A 20895-nucleotide genomic window follows, 5' to 3' on the forward strand; every position below is an offset into this window, starting at 1 on the left:
GCGCTTACTCGCCCGGCCGGGCGAGTAAGGCCTGGCTGCGGCGAGTGAAGCGCAACCCCGGGGGCGCGGCGCGGCGGGGCGCGGCGGGGCGCGGCGGGCCGCGGCGGGGGTGCGACTCAGCCGTGGCCGGCGGCGACGGCGACGGTGTAGATGACGACGCCGGCGAGGGCGCCGACGACGGTGCCGTTGATCCGGATGAACTGGAGGTCGCGGCCGACGGCGGTCTCGATCTTCTCGGAGGCCTCGGCGGCGGGCCAGCGGGCGACCTGGTCGCGGATGAGGGCGACGACCTGGTCCGCGTAGTGGGTGACGGCGTAGCGGACGGCCTGGTCGACGCCGCGGTCGAGCTTGGCGGCGAACTCCTCGTCGGAGACGACGCGGCGGCCGAGGTCCTGGACGAACCGGCCGAGCTGCTGCTCGAGGCTGACGGTCGGGTTGTCGAGCAGTTCGCGGGCCGAGCCGAGGTACCGGGCGACGACGTCGCGCAGCCAGGACTCGACGGCGGGGTTCGCGGCGATGTCGCGCAGGACCTCGTCGATGCCGTCGGCGGCGCGGGGGTCGTTCGCGAGGCCGTCGGCGAGGCGGGCGAGGACTTCGTCGAACTGCCGGCGCAGCGGGTGGTCCCGGCCGACCCGTTCGATCTCGAAGGACAGGTCGATGACGCGGTCGATGATCTTGTCCACGCGCCGGTCGGTGGACCACAGCCGCGCGAACACACCCAGGCTGTCGAGGAAGCGCGAGAGCTCGCGGTGCACGGTCGCGCGGTTCGCGACGACCTGCGCGCGCAGCCGCGGGAGGCTGAGCTCGATGATCGGGTCCTGGGCCCGGTTCTGCACCGCCGTCGTGAGCAGCTGCCCGACCTCGCGGGCGTAGGAGCGCCGGTCCAAGTCGCGCCGGACGTGCTCCAGCACCATCGAGGAGACCAGTCGCTCGTCGAGCGTCCCGACCACGGCCGCGATCGCCCGCGAGAGTTCGCGCCCGACGGCGTCGGCCGTCGCCGGCTCCAGCAGCCGCTCGCCGATCTTCCGGACCGGGTCGGCGGCACGGACGCGCTCGGCCACCGCGTCCGGGGTGAGGAAGTTGCCCGAGACGAACTCGCCGAGCTTGGTCGCGAGGTCGTCCTTCTTCTTCGGGACCAGCGCGGTGTGGGGGATCGGCAGCCCCAGCGGGTGCCGGAACAGGGCCGTGACGGCGAACCAGTCCGCGAGCCCGCCGACCATGCCGGCCTCGGCGGCGGCGCGCAGGTAGCCGGTCGCGGTGTTCTCCGGCAGCGCGAACGTCAGCAGGAACAACCCCGCCGCGAGGGCGAGCAGCCCCGTCGCCGCGAGCTTCATCCGACGCAGACGGCGTCGGGACACCGGGTCGTCGTAGCCGGCGAGAACCCCGGTGATCACCACGGCGTCACGCTATCCGTCCCGCGACCCGCGGAAACTCCCGTCACGCTGCGTGCGAGGCCACAGCGGTTCCGGTGACACCGCCCGCGGGCCCGCGGACGCCGACCTAATCTGACCAGATGGACGCTGAGGTCGAGGCCTGGCTGTCCGACACCGTCCTGCCGGACTTCGGGCCCCAGGTGGTCTACGACGACACCGCGCGCGCCTGGTTCTCCGGGCTGCACGCGGACGCGGGTCCGCTCACCGGCGAGGCCCTCTGGCGCGCGGCCGCGACGCACCAGTTCGAGCTGGCGAAGGACGCGGTCCTCGCGGTCTACGCCGATCTCAACGCCACCCTCACCGACCGGTCGCTGGTCATCGCGCCGGAGATCGTCGGGTACGTCGTGCGCATCAGCTGCGACGGCACGTTCTCCGACCACGACGGTGGGCGGATGCTCGCGTTCGGCCCGGACCAGGCGCTGCTCGAGGTGGCGACGACCGTCCAGGACCTGCTCACCGGCCTGTGGATCGCGTGGCCCCAGTGCCCCGAGCACGAGCGCGCCCTGATGGCCGAGGCCCGCTCGCGGCCGGCCTGGGTCTGCCGCACCGGCCCGCACGAGGTGGCCCCGATCGGTGCGCTCACGTCCGTCGGCGGCGCCGCGGGGTAGCGTGATCGACGTGGAGTGTTCGGGTCCGGTCCAGGTGATGTGGGACCCGAAGCTGATCGGCTACGACTTCGGCCGCGACCACCCGCTCGCCCCGATCCGCGTCGACCTCACGATGCGCCTCGCCCGTGAGTTCGGTGTCCTCGACGCCCCGAACGTGCGCGTCGAGGCCGCCGCCCCCGCCGACGAGCGGACGCTGCTGCTCCTGCACCAGGCCGAGTTCCTCGCCGCGGTGCGCCGGGCGGGGGAGGACCCGTCCCAGGTCGACCTCTACCGCGGTCTCGGCACCGGCGACGTCCCGACCTTCGCCGGCATGTACGACGCGTCCGCGCTGGTCGTCGGGCAGTCGGTCGCCGCCGCCGAGGTGGTCTGGTCCGGCGAGGTGGCGCACGCGGTGAACATCGCCGGCGGGCTTCACCACGCGATGGCCCACACCGCGAGCGGGTTCTGCGTCTTCAACGACGTCGCGCTCGGCATCGCGCGGCTGCTCGAGCTCGGTGCGACGCGGGTCGCGTACGTCGACGTCGACGTCCACCACGGCGACGGCACGCAGGCCCTGTTCTGGGACGACCCGCGCGTGCTGACCATCTCCCTGCACGAGTCCGGCCGGTACCTGTTCCCCGGCACCGGCTTTCCGGAGGAGATCGGCGGCGCGGGCGCCGAGGGGCGGGCGGTCAACGTCGCGCTCCCGCCCGCGACCGACGACGCCCGGTGGCTGCGCGCCTTCGACGCCGTCGTCCCGCCGCTGCTGCGGGCCTTCGCACCCGAGGTCCTGGTGACCCAGCACGGCTGCGACAGCCACGTGAACGACCCGCTCGCGCACCTCGCGCTCACCGTCGACGGGCAGCGGACGTCCTACCGCCGGCTGCACGAGCTCGCGCACGAGGTCGCCGGCGGGCGCTGGCTCGCCACCGGCGGCGGGGGCTACGACCTGATCGGCGTCGTCCCGCGGGCCTGGACGCACCTGCTCGCCGAGGCGTGCGGCGTCCCGATCGACCCTGACACCGCGACCGCCCCCGGCTGGCAGGCGCACGTGAAGAGCCTCGGCGCCAGCCCGCCGCCGCGCATGACCGACGGGTCCGCCGCGGCGTTCGTCCCCTGGGACGGCGGCGACCCCGACGACCCGCTCGACTCCACCGTGCTCGCCACCCGCGCCGCCGTCTTCCCCCGGCACGGACTGACGGCGTGACCCGGCCCAGCGTCCCCGTCCCCACCCGCGACGAGCTGCGCAAGCACCTGTGCGAGGCGCGCATCGCGGGGGACGTCGCGACCCCGCGCGACAACAACCTGCGCAGCTACCGCCGGGTCGTCACCGGCGACGAGTACGCCGGCTTCGGCCTCGACCTGGACCCGGACTGGACGTTCGCGCAGGTTCTGGAGGTCATGGCCGACCGCTGCGGCGTCTCGCCCGACGACCGGATCACCTCAGGCCCGGACACGATCGACCCCGACCGGACGCTCGACGCCCTGGACGACGCCGCCGAGGTGATCGCCCGCGCCGCGGCCGACCGGGCCCGCGTTCTCGTCGCGACCGGCCACCCCGCCGGGCTGCTGCCGGTGCACCTCGCCGTCGCCGCGGCCCTGAAGGCCGCCGGGTGCACCCTGCTCACCCCCGCCGCCGGGTGGCGCTACGAGGAGTGGCGCCGGCACGGGGAGGAGTACCGGGAGATCCGGTACATCGCCGACGTCGCGATGGTGTCCAACCGCGGGGAGCTCTGCCACACGCACTCCGCCTACCCGATGCGGGCGATGCTCGACGACCTCGAGCGCGCCGGGGAGGCGCCGCCGGACCTGGTCGTCGCCGACCACGGGTGGGCGGGGGCTGCCGGGCTGGCCGGCGCGACCGTCGTGGGCTTCGCGGACAGCAACGACCCGGCCCTGTTCCTGGGCGCCGAGGAGGGGAAGGTGGCGGTCGTCGTGCCCCTCGACGACAACGTCGCGCCGCACCTCTACGAGCCGATGACGGCCTACCTGCTCGACAAGTCCGGATTGTGATGGTCCGTTCGGGCAAAGTTCTGACCACCCGGACGGGTGACATTTTCCTCGGAAAGCGCCAAAAGACGCTTAGGTGTGTCGCGTTCTCGCAGGTAGATCAAGATCGGGCACAATGCGGCCCCTTCCCCACCCGTACCACCCGCCACTAGTGTCTACTTAACGAAACGCAGCATCCCCGAACTCGTCCATCGGACCCTTCCGGTGACCGACGCGGGCTGAAAGGTCCGGTGCGCCCATGGCTTCGAACGAGCAGCCGCTCTCCGACGTCTCGTTCCTCACGGTGGCGGAAGTCGCTACCAAGATGAGGGTGTCGAAGATGACGGTCTATCGGCTCGTCCACAACGGTGAGCTCCCTGCCGTGCGCGTCGGCCGGTCGTTCCGCGTCCCCGAGAACGCGGTGCAGACGTACCTGCGCCAGTCGTTCTTCGACGCCGACACCGGCTGACCTGCACGTCGCAACCCCTGCGCCGGGCCCGCTCCTGCGAGCCCGGCGTTCGGTGTTTGTGGGGGCGGTTGTGGGGGCGGTTCGGCTCCCCGGGCCGCCGGGTAGGCTTTCCCACCTGAACTCCGTCCGGCGCGCCCGTCTCCAGGCCGCCCTCCTCGTCTGAAAAAAGGTCTGCAGTGGGCTCTGTCATCAAGAAGCGCCGTAAGCGCATGGCGAAGAAGAAGCACCGCAAGCTGCTGAAGCGCACGCGCGTCCAGCGTCGCAACAAGAAGTAGGTAGCGGGACTTTCCAGGGCGGGGGCCGACATGGGACGAGTCGTTCTCGTCACCGGGGTTGCCCGGACCCTGGGCGGTGCCCTCGTCCACGAACTCAACGCCGCGCCCGGTGTCGACCGGGTGATCGGCGTTGATGTCGTTCCGCCGCGGTCCGACCTGGGCCGCGCCGAGTTCGTCCGGGCCGACATCCGCAACCCGATCATCGCCAAGGTGATCGGGGCGGCGGAGGTCGACACCGTCGTGCACCTGTCGGTGACCTCGGCGCCCGGGGCCGGCGGCCGCGCGGCGATGAAGGAGCTCAACGTCATCGGGACGATGCAGCTGCTCGCGGCCTGTCAGAAGGCTCCCAGCTTGCGTCGTCTGGTGGTCAAATCTTCGACAGCTGTCTACGGAGCGTCGCCGGCCGACCCCGCGCTGTTCACCGAGGGCACGCAGCCCAAGGTCGCGCCCCGCTCCGGGTTCGCGAAGGACGCCTCCGAGGTCGAGGCGTACCTGCGCGGTTTCGTGCGCCGGCGCAGCGACGTCGACACCACCGTCCTGCGGTTCGCGAACATTCTCGGGCCGGGGATCGAGTCGCCGGTCGCCGCGCTGTTCCGGCTCCCGGTGATCCCGACGATTCTCGGCTACGACGCCCGGCTGCAGTTCCTGCATCCCTCCGACGCCCTGGCGGTCCTGCGGGAGGCCGCGACGGGCCGGCACCGGGGGACGTACAACGTCGCCGGCGACGGCGTCCTGCTGCTCTCCCAGGCCGCGCGGCGGGCCGGGCGTCCGACCGTGCCGGTCGCGGGGGTGGCGGCGAAGGTCGCGGCGCCGGTCCTGCGCAAGGCCGTCGGGGTGACCCTGACGCCGGAGCTGATCGGCCTGCTCACCCACGGCCGCGTCGTGGACACGACCAAGCTGCGCACCGAGTTCGGGTACACCCCGCGCTACTCGACGGCCGCCGCGTTCGAGGCGTTCCTCGCGGGTGCCTCCGCGGATGCCGACCGCCCGGACGACGATCCCCTCCCGCCGGCCGGCCTCGGGCTCGTCGGCGCCGGCGGGAACCCCGGAGGTGCCGATGTCTGACGCCCGCGTTCTCCCGTTCCCGCCCGAGGACCGCTCGGGCCCGGCCGGCACCGAGTCCGCGACCGCGGGCACCGCGGAGCCCGGCCTGTCCGACGCCCTCCGCGACGCGCTCGGCGCCCGTGGGCGCGACCTGGACCGCAAGGCCGCCGGGGCGCTCGCCTTCCTGCGCCGCCGCGTCAGCGGGGAGTACGAGGTCGACGAGTTCGGCGCCGACCCCGACCTGACCGACCACGTCCTGCTCGCGCCGTTCCGGCCGCTCTACGACCACTGGTTCCGGGTCGAGATCCGGGGCGAGGAGAACGTCCCCGCCGAGGGCGCCGGTCTCGTCGTCGGCAACCACTCGGGGACGATCCCGCTCGACGCGATCATGACGATGCTCGCCCTGCGCGACCACCACCCCGCCCAGCGGCGTCTGCGCCCGCTGGGGGCGGACCTGGTCTTCGGGCTCCCGTTCGTCGGCGAGTACGCCCGCAAGGCCGGCGTCACCCTCGCCTGCGCCCCCGACGCCGAACGCCTGCTCACCGGTGGCGAACTCGTCGGCGTCTGGCCCGAGGGCTACAAGGGCATCGGCAAGCCGTTCCGCGAGCGGTACAAGCTCCAGCGCTTCGGCCGGGGCGGGTTCGTCGCCGCCGCCCTCCGCACCGGCGCCCCGATCATCCCGACCGCCGTCGTCGGCGCCGAGGAGACCTACCCCGTGATCGGCAACTCCCGGACCCTCGCGCGGGTCCTGGGCGTCCCGTACCTCCCGCTGACCCCGACCTTCCCGTGGCTCGGCCCCCTCGGCCTCGTCCCGCTCCCGTCGAAGTGGCTCATCGAGTTCGGCCGCCCGGTCCCGACCGACCACTACCCCGAGGGCGCCGCCGACGACCCGTCCCTGGTCTTCGAGGTCGCCGACCAGGTCCGCGAGGTCATCCAGCAGACCCTGTACCGCCTGCTCATGCAGCGCCGGAGCGTCTTCACCTGATCCGCCCCTGACTCGCCCCTGATCCGCCCGGACGCGCCCGCGCGGACTGGCTTCACCGGCTGAGCCTCTGCTTGACCGCGCGGCCCGGCTGGTGAAGCGAGGCCTCGGCTGGTGAAGCGCGCGGGGTGGCTGGTGAAGCGGCGCGCGACGGAGCGACGAGCGGGAGCTACTCGGCGGCGAGGTGGGCGTACCGGGCGCCGGAGGGGCTGAAGCTCGCGGAGAGGCTGCCGGGGACCGAGGCGTTGATCTCGTTGCTCGGGACCGGGAGGCCCCAGAGCAGCTGATCGGCGGCGGAGCTGCCGGCCTCGCGGACGGGGCTGCCCTTGAGCGAACCGGTGGTGACCTGACGCTCGCGGTCGGTGTTCGGCATGCTCGTGACCGCGACGTGGTCGAAGCTGCCGTCGCTGCCGGCGACGTCGACCTCGATGTACTTGCTCACGTCGCGCTTGAAGGTCTCGGTCGCGGGTTCCTGCTGCTCGGCGGCGGTCTCGTCCTCGGCGGCGGCCGGGGCGGCCTGCTGCTGCGCGGCCTGGGCGGCGGCGCGCATGGCCTCGAGCGCCTGGGCGATCGCCGCGGCGGAGCTGTCGAGAACGGTCCGGTCGGCGTGCCGGTCGGCACGGTCGCGGATGTCGCCGACGAGGGTCATCGGGCGGGCCAGGTCGGTGGAGCGACCGGTCACGTACGCGACCTTGGCGGCGAGGTCCTCGAGCTCGACGAGCAGCGAGGCGGAGTTCATCCGCAGCTCGACCGGGAGCAGGTCGCGCACGGCGGACAGACCCTCGGCGCGCTCGGCGAGGAACTGCTCCAGCGTCGCGAGGACGCTGGCGTCGCCGGTGCGCTCGAAGACCTCGAAGAACAGGGCGCTGCCGGCGTTCACGGCCTCGGCCATCGCGAGCATGGTCTCGCGGAGCTCCTGCACCAGCGCCGGGTCGGCGGCGGCGTTCGGGTTCTCGGCGAGCATCGCCTTGATCTCGCTCAGACGGGTGGACGCGATCGCCAGGTACCGCTCGGCCTTCGCGATGTCGTTCGGGGCGAGCGCGAGGCGCATGTTCTCGATCGCGAGCTTGACCTCGTAGAGGCGGTCGCCGGGCAGCGCGTTGCCGCTGGCGACGGCCAGGCCGGCGCCGCTGCCGGTCGAGACGGCGAGGACGGCGCTCGCGGCGACCAGGCGCCGGCGCCACGGGGCCGGGGCGGCGACCGCGGGCGGCGGGGTCGTGACGGCACCGACGGCGAGGATGCGGTTGCGGAGGGCGGCCTTGAAGTCGTCCGCCGGGGCGGCGGCGGTCAGCGCGGTGCCGACGCCCTGCAGGGAGGTCGCGAGGCGTGCCAGGGGGACCGCGGTCGTCTCGTCGACGGCCGCGCCGTCCAGCGCGAGGGCAAACTGCCGCACGCGCTGCCGCTCACGCGGACCCACGGTCACCGCTCCCACCCCCGGCCATACCTTTCCACGGCGTTGGGTTGTCGCCCGGCATAACGAGAGTTGGCCGAGGAAGTTACGCATTCACGCGAGGAACGTGCCGAACCGCCCGAAAGCGGGAGGGAAATCGCGCTCATCGGATCTCCTCCGGCAGCAGAGCGGCAAGGGCCCGGATCGCCCGGTACTGGAGCGTCTTGATCGCGCCCTCGTTCTTCCCCATCACCTTCGCGGTCTCGGCGACCGACAGACCCTGAAGGAATCTCAGGACGAGGCACTCCTGCTGCTGGGCGTTCAGGCGCTGCAGGGCCTCCAGCAACGCCGTGTTGGTGAAGGTCGCCATGACCTCGCCCTCGGGGCTCTCCTCGACGTGGTCGGAGTCGACCATGTCCGCCGTGGTGACCTCGAGGCGGAACCGGCTGGACTTGAAGTGGTCCGCGACCAGGTTCCGGGAGATGGTGACGAGCCAGGCGCCGAAGTCCCGGCCCTGCCAGGTGAAGGTCTCGATGCGGCGCAGCGCGCGCAGGAACGTCTCGCTGGTGAGGTCCTCGGCCAGCTGCTTGGAGCCGACGCGGTAGTAGACGTACCGGTAGATCGTGTCGACGTAGTGGTCGTAGAGCCGGGCGAACGCCTCGGTGTCGCCGTCCTTGGCGCGGTTGACCAGCGCGGTGAGGCGGCGCGACTCCGGGTCGTCGAGCTCGGCGGGGGCGCTGGCCTGACCGGGCAGCCCCAGGACGTTGCCGGCCGCGTTCGCGGCGACGCTCAGCAGCGTGTGCGGCGAGGACTCGGCGCGGTGGCGTCCGGTGCCGGCGAAGGGCGCCCGCGGCGCAGCACCGTCGAACCCGCCGGCGACCGCGAGTGCGGGTGGCGCCAGCAAGGCATCACGCAGGCGTGCGAGGCCTGACGCGTCGGTGAACGGCGGACGGGACATCGGCTCCCCGGGCGGCGGCGGACGGGAGGGGCGTTATTCCGAAGGTGTCGCAATCGTAGACACGGAAACCGGGACAGGACAGATGTTGTGGACGAACCTTGACCTTCCCACCGGCACCGCACTCAACACCACCGATCGGGTGAACGGCGGGCCCCATCGGTGCACGATCCGGGAGCGGTTGTGTGCAGATCTCCAAGGTCTGTTCCAGCGGCCAAAAGAACGGTCCGCGGACCCGCGCGGCATTTGTCGCGAATATGTCCGGATTCGTGCGAATGACGGCTCTGTAACTTTGTGCGACCGCCCGATTCCCGGCTGTGGTGCTTTTCGGTCGAGGGCTCAGCCCGACCCGCGCACGTGGCGTCGGTGGACCGAGATCGCGGCGGCGATCCCCCCGGCCATCGCGCCGGCCCCGGCGGCGGTGGGGAGCCCGATCTTCGCGGCCTTGCGGCCGGTCCGGTAGTCGCGGATCCGCCAGCCGTGCGCCTTCGCGTGGGCGCGCAGTTTCGCGTCCGGGTTCACCGCGCACGGATGCCCGACGAGGGAGAGCAGTGGAATGTCGTTCGCCGAGTCGCTGTAGGCGGAACAGCGCGCCAGATCGAGGTTCTCGCGGGCGGCCAGCGCCTCGACGGCGCGCGCCTTCGCGAGCCCGTGCAGCGGCTCTCCGACGAGGCGTCCGGTGTAGACGCCGTTGCGGACCTCCGCGACCGTCCCGAGCGCTCCGGTGAGGCCGAGCCGATTGGCGATCGTCGTCGCGAGCTCGACCGGCGTCGCGGTCACCAGCCACACCTGCTGCCCGGCGTAGAGGTGCATTTGCGTCAGCGCGCGGGTGCCCGGCCAGATCCGCTTGGCGATCAATTCGTCGAATATCTCTTCGCCGACGGCGACCAATTCGGAGACGGAGTGCCCGTCGATGAACGACAGCGCCATGGTTTTCGCCGAATCCATGTCGTTGAGATCCTCGGATCCGCCGACCACGAATTTCAGCTGCATCACCGCGAAGCGGGCGATGTCGCGGGTCGAGAAGAAACGCCGCGCATAGAGGCCGCGCGCGAGATGGAAGATCGAGGCGCCGCGGACGATCGTGTTGTCGACGTCGAAAAAGGCCGCCGCACCACCCCCGGTGTCCGCCTCGGCCGACATGCTCCGAGCCTATCGACGCCCGCGGGCCCGCCGAGCGCGCGTGGCAGACTCCGGGCCGTGGGAAACGCCACCTTCGCGCCGGGCCCGGCGAATCTCGCCGGTCTGGTCGCCGCGGCCGCCGCCCGGGACCCCGCGGGGCTCGCGCTGGTCGCGGGCGGGTCCGCCCGGACCTGGGCCGACCTGGACGCCGAGGTCGTCGCCGTCGCCGCCGGGCTGCAGGCCCGTGACCTGCGCTTCGGTGACCGGGTGGCGCTCTCGCTGCCGAACAGCGCCGGTTTCGTCGCTGCCTACCTGGGCGCGTTGCGGGCGGGCCTGGTGGTCGCGCCCCTGGACCCGACCGGATCGCCGGTCGCGATCGCGGCGGCCGTCGCCGAGGTCGGGGCGCGCCTGCACGTCACCGACGAGGCGGCCGTGGCTGACCTGGCCGCCGCGGGCCGCGCCGCCGGCGGCGCCCCGGCGCCCGGGCCGGTCCCCGGCGGGGAGGCCCTCGCCGCGCTGCTGCTCACCGCGGGCACCGGCGGCCCGCCCAAGCGGGCGATGCTCTCCCACCGGGCCCTGCTCGCGAACCTGTCCCAGTTGGCGGGCCTCGACCCGGCGCCGGTCCAGCGCGGCGACGTCGTCCTGCTCGCGCTGCCGTTGTTCCACGTCTTCGGCCTCAACGCCGTCCTCGGGCAGGCGCTGCACGCCGGGGCGACCACGGTCCTCGCCCTCGACAACGACCCCGCCGCGGTCCTGGACCTGGTCGCCTCCACCGGCGTCACCAGCGTCGCGGGCACCCCGGAGATGTACGCCGCCTGGACGGCGAACCCCGGCGCGCGGGACGCCCTCGCCGCGGTCCGCGTGTTCGTGAGCGGCTCGGCCCCGCTGCGCCCGGCGGAGGCGGCGGCGTTCCGGGAGGCCACCGGCCGCCGGGTCTGGCAGGGCTACGGGCTGACCGAGGCCGCCCCCGTCGTCACCGCGTCCCTGCGCGCCCGGGAGGGGTCGGTGGGCCGGCCGCTGCCGGGCATCGACGTCCGCGTCGTGGACCGCGACGGCACGGAGGCCGACGACGGCGACCCCGGCGAGCTGTGGATCCGCGGCGCGAACCTCTTCTCCGGGTACTGGCCCGACGGGCAGGGCGCCCCGGACGCCGACGGCTGGTTCGCCACCGGGGACGTCGCGATCCGCGACCCCGACGGTGACCTGTTCATGGTCAGCACCCGCCACGACGTCCTCGAGGTCGACGGGTTCGCGGTGTACCCGCACGAGATCGAGGAGGTCCTGCTCGCGCTGCCCGGTGTCGCGGAGGCGGTCGTCGTCGGCGCGCCCGCGGGTGAGCGTGGGATCCGGGCGCTGCTCGTCCCCGCGCCGGGCGCGGAGCTGACGGCGGATCAGGTCCGGGAGTTCTGCGCGGGCCGGCTCGCCCGGTTCAAGGTTCCGCAGCAGGTCGAACTCGTCCCGGGACTGCCGCGCTCGGTCTCGGGGAAGATCGCCCGCGGACAGTTGCGGCCGCCCGCACCGGGCGAACGGGAGGAGACGCGGTGACCGAGTCGACGCAGAGTTCGCCGCGCGTGACCGTGCTGACGAAGCCGGGCTGCGGCCTGTGCCAGAAGGCTCTGGTCGTGATCGAGGAGGTCTGCACCGACCTGGGCGTCGGGTGGACCGAGATCGACATCACGCAGGACGAGGATCTGTTCGCGCAGTGGTGGGAGCAGATTCCGGTGACGCTGGTGGATGGCGTACAGCACACCTTCTGGCGTGTGGACCCGGACCGCCTGCGTGCGGCCCTGACACGGTGAGGTAGCCGAAACGCTCTCGTCTCACCAGGTGAGACGAACGGTCGCTCCGAGTTTGTTCGCGCGTTCACAAGCGCTTACCCTCGCTGGTGCGCACGCCCCCCGAAAAGCGCCTCATTTTTCCCGCCCAGGAGTGCCATGAGCGCTGCACGATCACCGCGCGCGGCCCGCAGCCGCGACGGGATCCCGGACGCCACCGTGGCACGGCTCCCGGTGTATCTCCGCGCGCTGCTCGCGTACTCCGAGCGCGGCACGGCCACGGTCTCGTCCGAGGAGCTCGCGGCCGCCGCCGGCGTGAACTCCGCGAAACTCCGCAAGGATCTTTCCTACCTCGGCTCCTACGGGACCCGGGGGGTGGGGTACGACGTCGCGTACCTCGTCTACCAGATCTCCCGTGAGCTCGGCCTCACCCAGGACTGGGCCTGCGTCATCGTCGGTGTCGGTTCGCTCGGCCACGCGCTCGCGAACTACGGCGGTTTCTCCTCCCGTGGTTTCCGCATCGTCGCGCTCGTCGACGCGGACCCGGCCCGGGTCGGGGAGACGCTCGCCGGCGTCGTCATCAACCCGCTCGAGGACCTCGAGTCGATCATCGCGTCCCGCGGGGTGACCATCGGCGTCATCGCCACGCCCGGCAGCGCCGCGCAGGAGGTCTGTGACCGCCTCGTCGCCGCCGGCGTGACCAGCATCCTGAACTTCGCGCCGGTCGTGCTGACCGTCCCCGACGGCGTCGACGTGCGCAAGGTCGACCTGTCCGTCGAGCTGCAGATCCTCGCCTTCCACGCGCAGCGCAAGTCGCTGCGCGAGACCGAGCCCCGGCCCCGGCGCTCCCGCCGGGTCCCGGCGCCGAACGCGGACGGCAGCTCCAACGGATCCACCAACGGCGCGCCCGCGGACACCGGCGCCCTGACGGGGGCGATGCCCGGATGAACGTCCTCGTCATCGGACTGTCGCACCGCACCGCGCCGGTCCGCCTGCTGGAGCGCGTCGCCCTCACCGGCGATGCGCTGAACAAGCTGCTCTCGGACGCGCTGGCCTCCGAGCACGTCGCCGAGGTGACGGTGCTCTCGACCTGCAACCGGGTCGAGGTCTACGCGGTCGTCGACAAGTTCCACGGTGGTCTCGCCGACCTGTCGGAGGTGCTCTGCCGGCACACCGCGATCGGACTGGAGCAGCTGCGTCCGCACCTCTACGTGCACTACGAGGACCGGGCCGTCCAGCACCTGTTCTCCGTGGCCTGCGGCCTGGACTCGATGGTCGTCGGTGAGAGCCAGATCCTCGGTCAGGTCCGCGCCGCGCTCGCCGTCGCGCAGGACCAGGGTGGCGCCGGCCGTGTGCTGAACGAACTCGTGCAGCGCGCGCTGCGTGTCGGCAAGCGCGCCCGCACCGAAACCGGGATCGACCGCGCCGGTCGTTCGCTGGTCAGCGTCGGGCTCGGCCGGGCCCGCGCGACGCTCGACGGTCTCGCCGGCCGCAAGGCGCTCGTCGTCGGCGCGGGCTCGATGAGCGCGCTCGCCGCGACCGTGCTCGCCGAGGAAGGCCTCGCCGAGCTCGTCGTCGCCAACCGGACCTACTCGCGCGCGCAGCGCCTCGCCACCGGGCTCGGCGGCCGTGCGATCCGCATGGAGCAGGTCGAGGCGGCGTTGCCCGAGGCCGACCTCGTCGTGTCCTGCACCGGGGCGACCGAGCTCGTGCTCGACGCCGCGACCCTCCGTGCCGCTGCGGACGTCCGCGGCGGGGCGACCCAGTTCTTGCTCGACCTCGCGCTGCCGCGCGACATCGACCCGGTGGCCGCCGAGCTGCCCGGCGTCACGCTGGTGGACCTGGAGTCCCTCGCCGACGCCGACTCCGAGAACGGTGTGCCCGCCGAGGTCGAGGCGGTCCGGCGGATCGTCGCCGCGGAGGTCGCCGCGTTCGCGGCCGGCCAGCGGGCGAACCAGATCGCACCGACCGTCGTCGCGCTGCGCACCATGGCCGACGACGTCGTGAACGCGGAGATGCTGCGGCTGGAGGGCAAGCTCCCCGACCTCAGCGCCCGCGAGCGGGCCGAGATCGCGAAGACGGTCAAGCGCGTCGTCGACAAGCTCATGCACGGTCCGACCGTGCGGGTGAAGGAACTGGCCAGCGGCCCCGACGGCGAGACCTACACCGCCGCCCTCCGCGAGTTGTTCAACCTGGACCGCAACGCGGTCGAGGCGGTCATGAGCGCCGACCTGACCGACGACGTTCTGGGCGACCTCGAAGGGGGAGCCTCGTGATCGCGCTGCGTCTAGGCACTCGCGCCAGCAAACTGGCGACCAGTCAGTCCCAGTGGGTTGCCGACCGCGTCACCGAGTTGACGGGGCGTCAGGTCGAGCTGGTCCACATCACGACCGATGGCGACGTCTCCACGGCGCCGCTGGCGTCGATGGGGGGCGTGGGCGTGTTCGTCAGCGCGCTGCGCGAGGCGCTGCTCGCCGGTGAGATCGACTTCGCCGTCCACTCGCTCAAGGATCTTCCGACCGCGGACGCCGCGGGCCTGGTCATCGCGGCCGTCCCGCAGCGCGAGGACCCGCGCGACGCGCTCGTCGCTCGCGACGGCCTTGTGCTCGGTGAGCTGCCGTCCGGCTCGAAGATCGGCACCGGCTCGCCGCGGCGGGCCGCGCAACTGCGCGCGCTCGGCCTCGGGCACGAGATCGTCGAGATCCGCGGCAACGTGGACACGCGGCTGCGCAAGGTGACCGACGGGGAGCTCGACGCCGTCGTCCTGGCGCGGGCCGGCCTGGTCCGCCTCGGCCGCGCGGACGAGATCACCGAGACCCTCGACCCGATCCAGATGCTGCCCGCTCCCGGGCAGGGGGCGCTCGCGGTGGAGTGCCGCGACCCCGACACCGATCCCGCGGCGGCCGACGTGTTCGCCGCGCTCCGTGGCCTCGACGACCCGTGGACCCGGGCCGCCGTCGCCGCGGAACGAGCTCTGCTCGCCACCCTTGAGGCCGGATGCTCGGCGCCCGTCGGGGCGCTCGGGGAGCCGGTCGAGGGGGACCCCGAGGCGGGCGAGGAGGACGAGCTGTACCTGCGAGCGACGGTGCTCGCAACCGATGGGACCGCCGCCGTGCGGCAGTCCATGACCGGCCCCCTCGTCGAGGCGGAGATGATCGGCCGCAAGCTTGCGGCCGAGATGCTCGCCGACGGGGCCGACTTGTTGATGCAGGAGGAGTCGGCATGAGCCCGACGCGAAAGACGACCACCCCGGCCGCCCCCGCTGCGACCGCCGCGAAGCCCGCGGCGAAGCCGAAGGCGGTGAAGACCTCGACGAAGACGACGCCGGCCGAGCCGGCGAAGCGCGCGTCCGGGTCCGTGGCCTTCGTCGGCATCGGCCCGGGTGACCCGGGCCTGCTGACGGTGCGTGCGCTCGAGCTCCTGCGCGACGCCGAGGTCGTCGTGCTCTCCGAGAACGGCCGCGAGCAGCTGCTCTCGTACTGCCCGGCCGACGTCGCCGTCGTCGACGGCGCGTTCGACGCCGACGGTGCGCCGCTGACCCCCGCCGCCCGCGCGAAGGCGATCTCCAACGCGGCCAAGGGTGGCAAGCGCGTGATCCGCCTGGTCGACGGTGACGGCGCGATGACCGGGCACCTGGCCGACGAGGCCGCCGCCTGCGTCAAGGCCGGCTGGCCGTTCCAGGTGGTGCCCGGTGTCTCCCCGGTCGCCGCGGTCCCGGTGTTCGCCGGCGTCCCGCTGACGAACAAGTCGGTGCGCGAGGTGCGCGTCGTCGACGTCGCGGACACCAAGATCGACTGGGCGTCCCTCGCCAGCAAGGATGCGACGATCGTGCTCTCGGGCACGACCGAGCGTTCGCTGGTCGGCAACGCCGCCGCGAAGCTCATCGAGGTCGGCCTCGACCCCGCGACCCCGGTCATCACGACCTGGTCGGGCACGACCACCGAGCAGCGGACCGTCGCCGGCACGCTGGCCGACATCGTGAACGCGCTGCCCGCGGGCACGCTGGCACCGACCGCGGTCACCGTCGTCGGTGAGGTCGTGAACCTGCGCGAGACCCTGTCGTGGTTCGAGACGCGGCCGCTGTTCGGCTGGCGCGTGCTCGTCCCACGGACCAAGGAGCAGTCCGGCGCCCTCTCGGCGCGGCTGCGTTCCTACGGCGCGGTGCCGGAGGAGGTCCCGACGATTTCCGTCGAGCCGCCGCGCACCCCGCAGCAGATGGAGCGGGCCATCAAGGGCCTGGTCACCGGCCGCTACGAGTGGGTCGCGTTCACCTCGCGCAACGCGGTCCGTGCGGTGCGGGAGAAGTTCGAGGAGTACGGCCTCGACGCGCGTGCCTTCTCCGGCATCAAGGTCGCGGCGGTCGGCGAGCAGACCGCGGCCGACCTCGCGGCGTGGGGCATCCGCGCCGACCTCGTCCCCTCCGGGGAGCAGTCGGCCAAGGGCCTCCTCGAGGACTGGCCGCCCTTCGACGAGGTCTTCGACCCGATCAACCGCGTCTTCCTGCCGCGCGCGGACATCGCGACCGACGTCCTCGTCGCCGGCCTGGTGAACCTGGGCTGGGAGGTCGACGACGTCACCGCCTACCGGACCGTGCGTGCGGCCCCGCCGCCCGCGCCGGTGCGCGAGGCCATCAAGGGCGGCGGCTTCGACGCCGTCGTCTTCACCTCGGCCTCGACGGTGCGCAACCTCGTCGGCATCGCCGGCAAGCCGCACGCCTCGACGATCATCGCGTGCATCGGCCCGTCCACCGCGGCCGAGGCGACCGAGCACGGCCTGCGCGTCGACGTCCTCGCCCCGACCCCGTCGGCGCGCGAGCTCGCGGACGCCCTCGCCGACTTCGGCGAGGCCCGGCGGGCCGCGGCCGAGGAGGCCGGCGAGGCCGTGCTGCGACCTTCCGAGAAGCGCACCGCGGCTCGTCGCCGGCGGTAGGACAGGACGGACGATGGACATCCGGCCGCGCCGGCTGCGGCGGACCCCGGCCATCCGGCGACTCGTCGCCGAGACCACCGTGGAGCCGCGGCAGCTGGTGCTGCCGATGTTCGTCGCCGAGGGCGCGACCGAGCCCCGGCCGATCGCGTCCATGCCCGGCGTCGTCCAGCACTCGCTGGACTCGCTGCGCAAGGCCGCGGTCGACGCGGTCGAGGCCGGTGTCGGCGGGCTGATGCTGTTCGGCGTCCCGCTGGAGAAGGACGCCACCGGCTCGGGCCTCGACGACCCGGACGGGATCCTCAACGTCGCGTTGCGCGAGCTCGCGGCCGAGGTCGGGGACGCCACCGTCCTGATGGCCGACCTGTGCCTGGACGAGTTCACCGACCACGGCCACTGCGGGGTGCTCACCCCGAACGGTGCCGTCGACAACGACGCGACCTTGGAGCGGTACGCCGCCGGGGCGCTGGCGCAGGTCCGCGCCGGGGCGCACGTGCTCGGTCCGTCCGGGATGATGGACGGTCAGATCGCTTACGTGCGAAGGGCTTTGGACGCCGAGGACTTTACCGACACCGTCCTGCTCGCCTACGCCGCGAAGTACGCCTCGGCCTTCTACGGGCCGTTCCGGGACGCCGTGCAGTCCTCGCTCACCGGGGACCGCAAGAGCTACCAGCAGGACCCCCGCAACGGCCGGGAGTCGTTGCGCGAGGTCGCGCTCGACATCGCCGAGGGCGCCGACATCGTCATGGTGAAGCCGGCCCTCGGGTACCTCGACGTCGTGCGGCAGGTCCGGGACGCGGTCGACGTCCCGGTCGCGGCGTACCAGGTCTCGGGCGAGTACGCGATGGTCGAGGCCGCGGCCGCCGCCGGTGTCCTGGAGCGGGAGCGGGTCATCGACGAGACCCTCGCCTCGATCCGCCGGGCCGGTGCGGACATCGTCCTCACCTACTGGGCCGTCGAGGCCGCGCGCCGGCTGCGCTGATTCCGCTGGTCAGGGGCCTGCGCTGGGCCGTTCGGGTGGTCGCCGAAAATTCTCGGCGGTCGGTGTAAACCGCCTCGGTGGGCATGGCGTCTTCTCCGTGCGGACCGGGGCACGGGCCGCCGCCGGGAGCCACCCGGCGACGACTCATCACAAAGGACTTACGGCCATGACCCTCTCCACCAAGACCCGTCGCCGCGCCCTCGTCGGTGCCGTTGTCGCCGGCGTCGCCCTCACCGGCGTCGCGGTCACCTCGGCCAGCGCCGACCACACCGGCCGCTTCATCCCGAAGAGCGACCTGCCGCAGGCGTCGAAGTACACGCCGTGGACGGCGGCCAAGCCGAAGCCCGGCCTGCCGAACCCGATGTACACCTGCATCAAGGGGATCCTCCCGGCGGCGTCGTCCTCGCACCAGTCGTTCAGCTCCGACGGCAGCGCCGAGGCGCGCGAGATCATCACGATCACGAAGAACACGAAGGCGGCGAAGAAGGCCGTCAACAAGCTCCGCAAGGCCGTCCGCGAGTGCGACAAGAAGGTCTCGGACGTCACCGGCATCGAGCGCGTCGGCAAGTGGGACAAGGTCGAGAACGGCCTGACCGTCCACGCCGTGTACTACGCGCCTCCCGGGTCGGAGTACAACTTCACGCTCTTCGGCATCGGCCGCGACGGCAAGAAGGTCGTCGTGACCACGTTCGGCGACATGGGCAAGAAGAAGGACGCTCCCCTGGCGGCCTTCTCCACCACCGCCAAGCGGGCGCTCGAGAAGGCCTTCTGACCCCTCCTCAGAACGTCTGGCGATCCGCGAACAGAAGCGCCCCGGGACCCCCAATCCCCCGGGGCGCTTTTCGCGTCCCCCTCGCTCTGCGGGATGACGTCCCGTGGGGGTGGGGTGTCGGCCCTCGTGCGGGCTGACAGGGGGTGTCCCCGGGACGTCATCCCGCAGGTGTCAGAGGCCGGGGAGGTCGGGGACGATCGAGCGGAGGCGGTCGGTCAGGGAGTCCTTGACCGCCTGGGTGACGGCGGCACTGATCTGCTGCTGGAGTCGGTTCGGCTGGTCGAGGTCGTCGAGCAGGCGGCGCAGGTCGAGGTCGGTGATCGCCCGGCGCAGGACGTCGTCGGTCTTCAGCGCGGCGTCGACGACGCGGTCGGGCAGGGCCCGGATGGCGGCCTTGAGGAACCGGTTGAGGTCGGCGTCGGCGAGGGCCTCGTCGGCGAGCGCGGACGCCGGCGGGAGCAGGTTCTCGCGCTTCATCCGCTCGACGGCGTCGAGCAGACCGGCCCGGAGCTCGGCGTAGAGCGCCTCGGTGTGGTCGGTGCCCACGCCGAGGGTCAGGACGAGCTGTTCGCGGCTGACCCCGATCCGGCAGGCCGCGCCGTCGATGCCGTAGAGCACGAGCACCTCGCCGAGCGCCTCGATCGAGGTCGTCGACGCCGCGGTGACCACCCGCGGGACGCAGGGGTCCGCCGCCCGGGCCGGGACGAAGTCCCCGCCCCCGTTCGCGGTCTGGACCCCGAGCAGCCCGGCGACCAGGGCGACCGAGACCGCCGGCAGGACGAGTGCGCGTTGGTTCACCGCCCGCCCCCGTCCTGCACAAGAGATGTCATCTCCAGTGCACGGCGGCGGCGGGGGAGCGGGATCAGCGCGAGGAGCGCGGCGAGGGCGAGACCGGCGGCGATCAGGAACGAGTCCCGGAACGCCCGGGTGGCCGCGCGTTCGAGCTGGTTGTTCAGCGCGGCTTCGAGCCGGTCGGCCGCCACGCGTTCGGCGTCGCTGAGGCGGAGTTCGGCGAAGGCGGGGTGCAGGTCGGGCACACGGCCGCGCTCGGCCTGCAGACGCTCACCCAGGCTGCTCGCGAGCGCGATCTTGTCGTCGGGCTGCAGCGGTGCGTCCAGGATGAGACCGGTGATGGCCTCGGTCGCCGGGACCTCGGCGTCGCGCAGGTCGGCGGTGAACACCGGGGTCAGCAGCACCAGCCCGAGGACGACGCCGGCGTGCCGGGCGCCGATCGTCCAGCCGCCGTGCAGGGCGCGGGGGAAACGGTCACGCATCGCGGCGAAGGTGAGGGAGTCGACGGTCAGGCCGAGGCCGAGGCCGATCAGGGCCTGCGGGGCGATCGTCCAGCCCAGATGGGCGGACGGGGGCCAGGCCAGCGCGGCCAGGCCGCCGGCGATCAGGACGCACCCGGCCGCGGTCTCCGAGCGCGGGCCGCCGCGCACGAAGCGGGCGAGCGGGGGCGCGACGAACGCCGCGACCGGCACCACCGAGACCGCGAGCGCGGCCGTCGCGGGGGAGCGGCGCCAGCCCTCGACCAGCAGGAGGACGACGAGGAACAGGGCGGCGGTCAGGGCGGCGGAGAGCAGGATCAGCGCGATGTTCGGCGCCCCGGCCGGGCGTTCCCGGGTCGGCGAGGGCGCCCGGGGTGCGCGGATCGTCAGGGCTGCCGGCACCGCGAGCACCGCGATCGGGACCTGGACGACGAAGATCGACTGCCACGAGATCGCCTCGGTGAGCAGGCCGCCGGCGAACGGTCCGGCCGCCGTCCCGATCACGCCGGCGGCGGTCCAGCGGGCGAGGCCGCGGCGTTCGTCGAGCGCGGCGACCAGCAGTTCCAGGCAGCCCACCAGCGCGAACGCGCCGCCGAGGGCCTGGATCGAACGCGCGGCGATGAGGACCTCCATCGTCGACGCGAGCGCGCAGGCGGCGGAGGCGAGGGCGAAGACGGCGATCCCGATCGCCGCCAGCGGTGTGGGGTTGCGGTGGCTGAGGACCCACGCGGCCGGGACGGCGGCGATCGCGAGCACGAGGTTGTAGGCGATCAGCACCCACGCGACCTCGGAGACCGTGCCGTCGAGCTCCCGCAGGATCTCCGGCAGCGCGAGCGTGACGATCGCCGAGTCGGCGAGAACCGTCCCGACCGTGAACGCCAGCAGCGGGACGACGGCGCGCCGGGCCAGGGTCGGCATCGCGG

General features: G+C 73.1%; 21 protein-coding genes. 15 read left to right on the plus strand and 6 right to left on the minus strand.

Annotation, left to right across the window (positions count from 1 at the left end; translation table 11 throughout):
• Positions 1-116: 116 nt before the first annotated feature.
• Entirely contained in the window at positions 117-1397 is a 1281-nt protein-coding gene (locus ABD401_RS13225; protein ID WP_344605407.1) for a DUF445 domain-containing protein, read from the minus strand.
• A gap of 116 nt (positions 1398-1513) precedes the next feature.
• On the opposite strand from ABD401_RS13225, the gene ABD401_RS13230 reads away from it, so the two are divergent.
• The 7 genes from ABD401_RS13230 (at position 1514) to ABD401_RS13260 (ending at position 6782) form a co-directional block, all read left to right on the plus strand.
• Positions 1514-2041 (plus strand): hypothetical protein, encoded by a 528-nt coding sequence (locus ABD401_RS13230; RefSeq protein WP_344605409.1) that lies wholly within the window; start codon positions 1514-1516, stop codon positions 2039-2041.
• A 10-nt stretch (positions 2042-2051) separates the two neighbouring features.
• Entirely contained in the window at positions 2052-3227 is a 1176-nt protein-coding gene (locus ABD401_RS13235) for an acetoin utilization protein AcuC (RefSeq protein WP_425566136.1), read from the plus strand.
• On the plus strand, positions 3224-4033 hold the full coding sequence (locus ABD401_RS13240) for a phosphatase (RefSeq protein WP_344605411.1): 810 nt from the start codon (positions 3224-3226) through the stop codon (positions 4031-4033). Before ABD401_RS13235 ends, ABD401_RS13240 begins: the two co-directional genes overlap by 4 nt.
• 235 nt (positions 4034-4268) lie before the next feature.
• Complete coding sequence (locus tag ABD401_RS13245; protein WP_019875062.1) at positions 4269-4478, plus strand: helix-turn-helix domain-containing protein; 210 nt, start codon at positions 4269-4271, stop codon at positions 4476-4478.
• A 176-nt stretch (positions 4479-4654) separates the two neighbouring features.
• On the plus strand, positions 4655-4753 hold the full coding sequence (locus ABD401_RS13250) for a 30S ribosomal protein bS22 (RefSeq protein ID WP_003948845.1): 99 nt from the start codon (positions 4655-4657) through the stop codon (positions 4751-4753).
• Positions 4754-4783: 30 nt separating this feature from the next.
• Positions 4784-5818 carry an NAD-dependent epimerase/dehydratase family protein gene (locus tag ABD401_RS13255; protein ID WP_344605414.1) on the plus strand — a complete coding sequence of 345 codons (1035 nt, stop codon included), beginning with the start codon at positions 4784-4786 and terminating at the stop codon, positions 5816-5818.
• On the plus strand, positions 5811-6782 hold the full coding sequence (locus ABD401_RS13260; protein WP_344605416.1) for a lysophospholipid acyltransferase family protein: 972 nt from the start codon (positions 5811-5813) through the stop codon (positions 6780-6782). The genes ABD401_RS13255 and ABD401_RS13260 overlap by 8 nt, the downstream gene beginning before the upstream one ends.
• 166 nt (positions 6783-6948) lie before the next feature.
• Here the strand turns inward: ABD401_RS13260 and ABD401_RS13265 are convergent, their stop codons facing one another.
• The 3 genes from ABD401_RS13265 to ABD401_RS13275 form a co-directional block, all read right to left on the minus strand.
• On the minus strand, positions 6949-8202 hold the full coding sequence (locus ABD401_RS13265) for a DUF5667 domain-containing protein (RefSeq protein WP_344605418.1): 1254 nt from the start codon (positions 8200-8202) through the stop codon (positions 6949-6951).
• Positions 8203-8332: 130 nt separating this feature from the next.
• The gene (locus ABD401_RS13270) at positions 8333-9127 is read right to left on the minus strand and encodes an ECF subfamily RNA polymerase sigma factor, BldN family (RefSeq protein WP_344605420.1); all 795 of its coding nucleotides are present in this window, start codon (positions 9125-9127) and stop codon (positions 8333-8335) included.
• A gap of 336 nt (positions 9128-9463) precedes the next feature.
• Positions 9464-10267 carry an HAD family hydrolase gene (locus ABD401_RS13275; RefSeq protein WP_344605422.1) on the minus strand — a complete coding sequence of 268 codons (804 nt, stop codon included), beginning with the start codon at positions 10265-10267 and terminating at the stop codon, positions 9464-9466.
• Positions 10268-10324: 57 nt separating this feature from the next.
• Between ABD401_RS13275 and ABD401_RS13280 the strand changes: the two genes are divergently transcribed.
• From ABD401_RS13280 to ABD401_RS13315, 8 genes are all read left to right on the plus strand, one after another.
• Positions 10325-11791: a class I adenylate-forming enzyme family protein gene (locus ABD401_RS13280; protein WP_344605424.1), complete on the plus strand. Its 1467-nt coding sequence runs from the start codon at positions 10325-10327 to the stop codon at positions 11789-11791.
• On the plus strand, positions 11788-12045 hold the full coding sequence (locus ABD401_RS13285; protein WP_344605426.1) for a glutaredoxin family protein: 258 nt from the start codon (positions 11788-11790) through the stop codon (positions 12043-12045). Before ABD401_RS13280 ends, ABD401_RS13285 begins: the two co-directional genes overlap by 4 nt.
• 135 nt (positions 12046-12180) lie before the next feature.
• Positions 12181-12969 carry a redox-sensing transcriptional repressor Rex gene (locus tag ABD401_RS13290; protein WP_344605428.1) on the plus strand — a complete coding sequence of 263 codons (789 nt, stop codon included), beginning with the start codon at positions 12181-12183 and terminating at the stop codon, positions 12967-12969.
• Entirely contained in the window at positions 12966-14297 is a 1332-nt protein-coding gene (locus ABD401_RS13295; protein WP_344605430.1) for a glutamyl-tRNA reductase, read from the plus strand. The genes ABD401_RS13290 and ABD401_RS13295 overlap by 4 nt, the downstream gene beginning before the upstream one ends.
• Entirely contained in the window at positions 14294-15247 is a 954-nt protein-coding gene (gene hemC / locus ABD401_RS13300; RefSeq protein WP_344605432.1) for a hydroxymethylbilane synthase, read from the plus strand. The genes ABD401_RS13295 and hemC overlap by 4 nt, the downstream gene beginning before the upstream one ends.
• On the plus strand, positions 15244-16950 hold the full coding sequence (locus tag ABD401_RS13305) for a bifunctional uroporphyrinogen-III C-methyltransferase/uroporphyrinogen-III synthase (protein WP_344605434.1): 1707 nt from the start codon (positions 15244-15246) through the stop codon (positions 16948-16950). Before hemC ends, ABD401_RS13305 begins: the two co-directional genes overlap by 4 nt.
• Before the next feature lie 13 nt (positions 16951-16963).
• Positions 16964-17929, plus strand: a complete 966-nt coding sequence (gene hemB / locus ABD401_RS13310; protein WP_344605436.1) for a porphobilinogen synthase — start codon at positions 16964-16966, stop codon at positions 17927-17929.
• A 166-nt stretch (positions 17930-18095) separates the two neighbouring features.
• The gene (locus ABD401_RS13315) at positions 18096-18701 is read left to right on the plus strand and encodes a hypothetical protein (protein ID WP_344605438.1); all 606 of its coding nucleotides are present in this window, start codon (positions 18096-18098) and stop codon (positions 18699-18701) included.
• A gap of 171 nt (positions 18702-18872) precedes the next feature.
• Here ABD401_RS13315 and ABD401_RS13320 read toward each other — a convergent pair whose 3' ends face one another.
• Together ABD401_RS13320 and ABD401_RS13325 are read right to left on the minus strand one after the other, a co-directional pair.
• A complete protein-coding gene (locus ABD401_RS13320) occupies positions 18873-19499 on the minus strand; it encodes a hypothetical protein (RefSeq protein ID WP_344605440.1) in 627 nt (208 codons plus the stop codon).
• Entirely contained in the window at positions 19496-20890 is a 1395-nt protein-coding gene (locus ABD401_RS13325) for an MFS transporter (RefSeq protein ID WP_344605442.1), read from the minus strand. Before ABD401_RS13325 ends, ABD401_RS13320 begins: the two co-directional genes overlap by 4 nt.
• Positions 20891-20895 lie beyond the last annotated feature (5 nt).

It is taken from the genome of Sporichthya brevicatena (assembly GCF_039525035.1).
Lineage (GTDB): Bacteria > Actinomycetota > Actinomycetes > Sporichthyales > Sporichthyaceae > Sporichthya > Sporichthya brevicatena.

Excerpts from the sequence above, each read along its gene's own strand:
- ABD401_RS13305 (WP_344605434.1), top strand. The coding sequence starts at position 15,244 with ATGAGCCCGACGCGAAAGACGACCACCCCGGCCGCCCCCGCTGCGACC.
- ABD401_RS13325 (WP_344605442.1), bottom strand. The coding sequence starts at position 20,890 with ATGCCGACCCTGGCCCGGCGCGCCGTCGTCCCGCTGCTGGCGTTCACG.
- hemB (WP_344605436.1), top strand. The coding sequence starts at position 16,964 with ATGGACATCCGGCCGCGCCGGCTGCGGCGGACCCCGGCCATCCGGCGA.
- ABD401_RS13230 (WP_344605409.1), top strand. The coding sequence starts at position 1,514 with ATGGACGCTGAGGTCGAGGCCTGGCTGTCCGACACCGTCCTGCCGGAC.
- ABD401_RS13290 (WP_344605428.1), top strand. The coding sequence starts at position 12,181 with ATGAGCGCTGCACGATCACCGCGCGCGGCCCGCAGCCGCGACGGGATC.
- ABD401_RS13270 (WP_344605420.1), bottom strand. The coding sequence starts at position 9,127 with ATGTCCCGTCCGCCGTTCACCGACGCGTCAGGCCTCGCACGCCTGCGT.
- ABD401_RS13295 (WP_344605430.1), top strand. The coding sequence starts at position 12,966 with ATGAACGTCCTCGTCATCGGACTGTCGCACCGCACCGCGCCGGTCCGC.
- ABD401_RS13245 (WP_019875062.1), top strand. The coding sequence starts at position 4,269 with ATGGCTTCGAACGAGCAGCCGCTCTCCGACGTCTCGTTCCTCACGGTG.
- ABD401_RS13275 (WP_344605422.1), bottom strand. The coding sequence starts at position 10,267 with ATGTCGGCCGAGGCGGACACCGGGGGTGGTGCGGCGGCCTTTTTCGAC.
- ABD401_RS13260 (WP_344605416.1), top strand. The coding sequence starts at position 5,811 with ATGTCTGACGCCCGCGTTCTCCCGTTCCCGCCCGAGGACCGCTCGGGC.
- ABD401_RS13255 (WP_344605414.1), top strand. The coding sequence starts at position 4,784 with ATGGGACGAGTCGTTCTCGTCACCGGGGTTGCCCGGACCCTGGGCGGT.
- ABD401_RS13315 (WP_344605438.1), top strand. The coding sequence starts at position 18,096 with ATGACCCTCTCCACCAAGACCCGTCGCCGCGCCCTCGTCGGTGCCGTT.